The organism is Marinobacter sp. DSM 26671 (assembly GCF_900112835.1).
Classification (GTDB): domain Bacteria; phylum Pseudomonadota; class Gammaproteobacteria; order Pseudomonadales; family Oleiphilaceae; genus Marinobacter; species Marinobacter flavimaris.
This window is the reverse complement of record NZ_FONF01000003.1, coordinates 355,610-362,243: the sequence shown is the minus strand read 5'-3', so window position 1 is coordinate 362,243 and position 6,634 is coordinate 355,610. Positions and strand designations below refer to the sequence as shown.

Below are 6,634 nucleotides of genomic sequence, written 5' to 3'. Positions count from 1 at the left end.
TGGGAAACTGCTGGAGCAAATGCACCAGATAATCCCGGTGATCATCGAGTCGCTTGCTCCGCGAGGGGTCTGCAAACCGTTCTGAAATCGCATCCACCTCCATCCGCAGGTACTTGCGAACGGTATTGCGGGACAACCCCAGTTCCTGACTGATGGCGCGGATCGACAGCCCTTTGCCGTTATCGTGCAGTGCCTTGATCTTGTGTATCACAACCCACTCCTTCACTGACATGCCCCCGGCCATGGATAAAAGCGGGGGACAGTAGCTGGTTCTGTGGCCTGACGGCCACCCGGGGGTGGGTCAAAATTAATGGCCAGTAGTGGGTCATTTTAATTGGCCACTAACACCCAGTACTAGTCCATTGTGAGATAAACGTCTCGGGCCAGCTTTTCCTCTTCGCGCATGAACTGCAGATCGCTCACCTCAATGGTGGTCAGATCTTCCGAATCGGCAGTTTCTGCCGATCGACCCCCGCCGTCGCTGTTGCGCGGACCGCCTGCAGCGAATGTGGCGCTGGCAAGGAACATCGAACCAATGAGTGCGGCAGTGGTGAAGGTTTTTGCGTTCATAGTGACCTCTCTAGTCAGGTAACAGTTAAACCCTGGATACATGACTAAGACGAGGAATTCGGGCAAAAGGTTCGTTAAATAAATGTAAGTTTGCTTTCTAGTTTGTAAATAAAGTCTTGTTTATTATTGAATAATAATTTTCAGTTTTAATGAAATTGATCCGTTTACCGCTTCAGAAATCGGAATAATTAAGATTTCATAAAAGCCGCCGACAGCGGTTGCAGGGTGTTCCATCACGCCTGTGCAGGGTGCATCCAGCCCCCGCTATGCGGTAAGTCCGGGGGCGGCCTATGGGGTTGGTGTTGCCGCTCAGAGTGCCTGGGCGACATCCATGTCCATGTATTCCAATTCTACTCGGCGGTTGGCAGCCCTGTCTTCCGGCGTTGCCAGAGGGCGCGCTGAGCCCCAGTGCCGCATTAGAATCCGGGATTCCTCCACGCCTTCCTGAATGAGACTTCGCGCCACTGCATTGGCCCGCAATCGTGACAGAAACTGGTTGTAATCCTCCGAACCGAAGTTGTCGGAATGGCCATGAATCCGCACGCTCACGGAAGGATGCTCCTTCAGGTAGGCGGCGTGCTGTTGCAGGAAGGCAATGTCATCCTTGTCCAGTGAGTGCTTGTTGAAGCCGTAATGGAACTTCATGCGGTGCGGGCGTCTGGTCCCGGCATCGTAAGTGGCAGCGGTGAAGCCTGCGGCCATCGCAGCATTGGCGATCAGGCCCGGGTTATCCAATACAAGTACGGTCATCTGAAAATCCTTGGTTCGGTATCCGGTTTTTCTTGTTATTCCTGTTCACTATTGGCCGGAGCAGGAATAACGGCAATTGGCGAAAAGTCGATACATGTCCCGGCACAGTCCGTCGCTGGAAATGATTTAATGTCATTTGTGTGACGCGCCAATGACAGTCTCACCGGTAGTCCGGGCTTTTCCGACTCTGTGGGGTGTGCCACATTTCCGGGATTGACCCATAGCGACCTTTGCGCTGGATTCCATTTGAGCGCGAAAAGAAGGCGTGGCTGTGGTAAAAAGCAGACTTTCAGGGACAGATTATGATGAATTGTGACCGCCCATGCTGATTATCCCCGCCGAGAACGCCATCAACTGGAAACGCCCGCCCTGGGTCACCCTGGGCCTGATCATGGCCTGCCTGCTGGTTTTCCTGTTTTATCAGGGGGACGACAGCCGGAAACTCGAGCAGGCCGTTGAACAGTACCTGGCCGCCGACCTACATGAGCTGGAGGCGCCGGCCTACGAGGATTACCTGCAACGGCAAATCCAGTTCCAGGGTGAAGAAGGCCGGGTATACGAACTACAGCAGTTTCAGCAACTCCGGGAAGAGAACGAAACCTTCTGGCTGGCCATCAATCTGATGATGGACCGGGAGTTCTACCAGTATCTGCTGCAGAACCGTGATGTGATCTGGGCGCCGACAGAAAGGGCCCGTTGGCAGGAGCAGCGCACTGCGATAGAGCAGCAGTACATCCAGAAGCTGAGTGCCAACCAGTTGGGACTGGTTCCTGCCGATCTGTCACTGTATACCCTGATCACCTACCAGTTTCTGCACGGCGGCTGGGGCCATATCATCGGTAACCTGATATTCCTGTTCCTGCTGGGATTCACCGTTGAGAAAGCCCTGGGGCCGGGTCGGTACCTGATTGCCTATCTGGTTTGCGGTGCCTTGTCCGGCCTGATGTTTACCGCGGTTTCGGCGGGTAGCTATGTACCCCTGGTGGGTGCCTCGGGCTCGATCTCCGGCCTGATGGGCATGTACGTAGCCATCTATGGCCTGCAGAAGATCCGTTTCTTCTACTTTCTCGGCGTTTACTTCAACTATTTCCGTGCTCCGGCTATTGCTCTGTTACCGGTATGGGTGGGCAAGGAAATCTACGATTACTGGTATGCCGGTGCCACCGGTATCGCCTACATGGCCCACGCTGGCGGTCTGATCGCAGGTGCCGGCCTGGTCTGGCTGCTTGGCAAAAGCTGGCTGCAGGTGCGAGAGGAATTTTTCGAACCGGAAGAGGAAGAGCAGGATGCCCGGTTTACCACCGGTTACGCCCAGGCCATGGCCAGCCTCGGCCGAATGGAGTTCGATTTGGCCCGGCGGCAATTCGAGGCTCTTCGCGAGCACTATCCGGAACGCCATATTCTGCTGGAACACCTTTACCAGTTGGCCAAACTCCGCCCGGACTTGCCCGAATATCGTGATCGCGCCAAAGAGCTGATGAACGATGCCCTCAGCCGGCGCCAGCCAGAGCAGATGATTGCGATTTGGCAGGAATACCTCGGCAAGGGGGAGAGTTATCAGCCACTAGCGGCAGACGACCATAACCGGGTCCTGTTCACCAGTCTCAAGCAACATGACCTCAAGGCTGCAGAGAAAGCTTTCGAGCGGCTCAGAAGCACAGGCGATGACATGCTGACTACCGAGGCCTGTCGGTTGCTTGTGGAAGAGTTTGAAAAGCGCCAGATGGCGCCCAAAGCTCGTCATTATCGTCAACTTCTTCAGGCCGGCTAGCCTCGGGGCAGCAGGGTATGGGAGGGGCTTCCCAAAACACGCTGTGAATACGTCCCTGTACGCTCGGCTCCGCCATCCATGGCTCCGCACGGTTTTGGGAAGCCCCTCCCATACCCTGCGTCAGTCCTGGGCAAAAAACGTTGCTTTCGGTCCCTTCAGCGGCTCTTTATTCTGCGCCTGCTCCAGATAAACCGTAATCTGCTCATGCAGCGGGTGATTCACGCACTTTTTCTGGATAAACGTCAGGAAAGCCGTCGCTTTTTCCCACTGGGACAAACCGTTGGCCAGGGTCTGGGCGACCAGCAGATAGGCTGGGGCCAGCTGTTCGCTGTCCGGGAAGCGTTTGTGGAAATCCTGAAGCACTCGCAAGGCCGGTTTGAACTGGCCCCGGTGGTACAGGGCCCGGGCGCAGCGCACTGAAAGGTCCGGATCCTCCAGTTTGAAGCCGGGTTCTGCTTTCTGGATCGTATTCAGCACACCGGCGATGCCTTCGCCGTTGTTGCGATCGGCGAGCCAGCCCAGAACGCGTGGATGGTAGCGGTAGAGTTCGTCGGTGTCCTGGCGGGCGGTGAGTAGCTGGTACAGCTGGCCGATTCTCAGGGCGTTGTCCCGGTCCCGCTTCAAAGCTTCCTTCAACATGCTCTGCACCCGATCGTAGTTGCCGTCTTTCAGGTTCATATCGATATCGGCATCAAAGCGGGCGCTGCGGTCGCGCTGGTGGGTGTCCTGACCTGCGGTGTCATCCTGGATATCCGAGGCAAATCCCAGCTCTTCCTGGTACTGGAACAGCAGGTAGCCAAGCATGTGGAACAGGATCAGGGTGAAGGTACTGTTCAGGAAGCCGGCGAGGGGCTGGGCAACCCAGAAAGGAAAATGATTTACCGCAAAGTCCTGGGCCGCGCCCGAGGCGAGGGTCAGCAGGATCAGGTAGCCGTACAGCAGGAAATAAGGGGTGCCAATTCGCGAGATCAGCACCGCCAGGTTCATCGGATTCACCGCAGCACCCACCGAGCGTTCCATGGCCAGAACCATGATGCTGGCCGGTAATGCCAGAATGACAAATGCCAGCGCCAGCAGCATCAGGATGGGGCCGCCGAGCATGGCAGCCGCGCCAACCAGCCCGCCCATCAGCACGAAGACCAGCAACTGCAGGATGACAATATCAAACCCGCTGCCGGTGAAGGCGACGGACACGGCGGGCGGTTCCAGGTGGCCTTCAGCGGTGTGGTTGATCACCGCATAGGTGTACTTGAACAGAGCCAGGGCAAGCACCAGCCAGATCAGGATGCCAATCAGGTTGGCGGGGGCTACCACCGGCACCAAGGTACAGATGGCGATCACGATCAGCGGATCGGTATGGAACGGGTAGCGGAAGAACGCGCCGAGTCGCTGCCAAAACGGGACCACTTCGGTGGCGGCGCCCAGGTATCGCATGGCCTTGCTGCAGTGCGGACACAGGGCCCGACGCTGTCGGGTATCGGCGTCGGGCATGCAGCGGCTGCAGTAGTGAATCTGGCACTCCCCACAGTGCCATTTGGCAGGGTCGCCGGGGTGATAGTGGCAATCGTGTTTCACAGGTGCTTGTGTCCTGGTCCATCAGAAAATCGTTGGCTCATGATGACAGATGTCGGTTTTGATCGCAGCAAACCAGTTAACAGGTAGACTATTGTCAGTTCCCGGGCGTATCCAACCGGGCACATCTGATTATCCGGAGGTTGCTTGGAACACCCGCAAAACAGCGTAACCGGTATCGATACTCGCGAAACCCGGCAGCAGTACACCTGGCGGGACATCTTTGGGCTTGCGCTCAAGCACAAGCCAAGACTGGTGCGTGCCAATCTGCTGGCTATCATGGCCACCGTGATGAGTGTTCCGGTGCCACTGCTGCTGCCGGTTCTGGTGGACGAAGTGCTGCTGGACGAGCCTGGCCCTGTGTTACCGGTAATGGATTCCTTCCTGCCGGGGAGCTGGGAAACACCGGTGGTCTATATCGGCCTGATGGTTGTGGTGGCATTTCTGCTTCGTGTGGCGGCACTGTCGTTCAACGTTTTGCAGTCCCGGGAATTTTCCAAGGTTTCCAAGGATGTGGTGTTCCGCATCCGGTCCCGCCTGCTCGGGCGTTTGCAACGGGTGGCCATGTCCGAGTACGAAACTCGCGGCTCGGGCGGAATCAGCAGTCACTTTATTACCGATCTGGATACCGTAGACCAGTTTCTGGGTACCACCATCAGCCGTTTTCTGGTGGCGAGCCTGACAGTGCTGGGTACCGCTGGGGTCCTGCTCTGGGTGCACTGGGAGCTGGGCCTACTCATTCTGCTGTTCAATCCGCTGGTCATCTTCGCCACGATTCTGATCGGCAAGCGGGTCAAGGAGTTGAAGCGCCGGGAGAACAGCGCTTACGAAGACTTCCAGGGCGACCTGACCGAAACCCTGGATGCGATTCACCAGCTGCGGGCAGCTAATCGGGAAAAGCATTACCTGCGCCAGCTGATCGACCGCGCCCGCAACGTGCGGGACCACGCGATCCAGTTCGAATGGCGCAGCGATGCAGCCAGCCGGGCCAGCTTTGCGCTGTTCCAGTTCGGCGTCGACGCGTTCCGGGCCGCCGCGATGGTAACCGTGCTGTTCAGTGACCTGAGCATCGGCATGATGTTCGCCATTTTCGGCTACCTCTGGTTCATGCTGACGCCGGTTCAGGAAATGCTCAACATGCAGTATGCATGGTTCGCCGCCAATGCGGCGCTCGGGCGTATCAACCGGTTGCTGGATCTGAAAGAAGAGCCCCGCTATCCGGCGCTGGAGAACCCGTTCCGCGACCGTCATACCGTGGGGCTTACCCTGCGCAATATCCATTTCGCTTATGGCGAGGAGCAGGTGCTCCGGGGCATCAATCTGGAGTTGGCGCCCGGCGAAAAAGTGGCCCTGGTGGGCGCCAGCGGTGGCGGCAAGTCGACTCTGATTCAGGTCATCCTCGGCATGTACACACCGCAGCAGGGCGAGGTGTTGATTGATGGAGTGCCTGTTGAGCGCATTGGCTTGCCCTGCCTTCGTGAACATGTCGCGACCGTGCTTCAGCACCCGGCGCTGTTCAACGATACCGTTCGACAGAACCTGACCCTTGGTTGGGACAAGCCCGATGCCGCGCTCTGGGGTGCCCTGCGAATCGCCCAATTGGACAGCACGGTTGCGGCAATGCACGACCAGCTTGATACCGTTATCGGCCGACAGGGCGTGCGCCTGTCGGGCGGACAGCGTCAACGCCTGGCCATTGCCCGGATGATCCTGTCAGAGCCTTCAGTGGTGATCCTGGATGAAGCCACCTCGGCTCTGGATGCGGAAACAGAGTTTCAGCTCCATCGGGACCTCGAAGCTTTCCTCAAACAGCGCACCACGCTGATCATTGCCCATCGCCTCAGCGCCGTTAAACAGGCAGATCGGGCCTGTGTTTTCGAGGATGGCCGGATTATCGAAGAGGGTCACCACGACGAGCTCATTGCCAAAGAAGGGCTGTACGCCCAACTTTATGGCGAGCGCCAGATGTAA

General features: G+C 57.4%; 6 protein-coding genes. 2 read left to right on the top strand and 4 right to left on the bottom strand.

The window, feature by feature from the left end:
• The 3 genes from BM035_RS22875 to BM035_RS05545 form a co-directional block, all read right to left on the bottom strand.
• The coding region (locus tag BM035_RS22875; protein ID WP_441295075.1) for a helix-turn-helix domain-containing protein at positions 1-211 on the bottom strand (211 nt) is incomplete at its 3' end.
• Between the two features lie 143 nt (positions 212-354).
• Positions 355-570 carry a hypothetical protein gene (locus BM035_RS22595; protein ID WP_092030598.1) on the bottom strand — a complete coding sequence of 72 codons (216 nt, stop codon included), beginning with the start codon at positions 568-570 and terminating at the stop codon, positions 355-357.
• A gap of 309 nt (positions 571-879) precedes the next feature.
• Positions 880-1,320 (bottom strand): OmpA family protein, encoded by a 441-nt coding sequence (locus tag BM035_RS05545; protein WP_014578618.1) that lies wholly within the window; start codon positions 1,318-1,320, stop codon positions 880-882.
• 322 nt (positions 1,321-1,642) lie between these two features.
• Between BM035_RS05545 and BM035_RS05540 the strand changes: the two genes are divergently transcribed.
• Positions 1,643-3,091 (top strand): rhomboid family intramembrane serine protease, encoded by a 1,449-nt coding sequence (locus BM035_RS05540; RefSeq protein WP_092030596.1) that lies wholly within the window; start codon positions 1,643-1,645, stop codon positions 3,089-3,091.
• Between the two features lie 120 nt (positions 3,092-3,211).
• Here the strand turns inward: BM035_RS05540 and BM035_RS05535 are convergent, their stop codons facing one another.
• Positions 3,212-4,666, bottom strand: coding sequence for a hypothetical protein (locus BM035_RS05535; RefSeq protein WP_092030594.1), 1,455 nt, complete (start codon positions 4,664-4,666; stop codon positions 3,212-3,214).
• 144 nt (positions 4,667-4,810) lie between these two features.
• Here BM035_RS05535 and BM035_RS05530 point away from each other — a divergent pair, with 144 nt between their 5' ends.
• Complete coding sequence (locus tag BM035_RS05530) at positions 4,811-6,634, top strand: ABC transporter ATP-binding protein (protein ID WP_092030593.1); 1,824 nt, start codon at positions 4,811-4,813, stop codon at positions 6,632-6,634.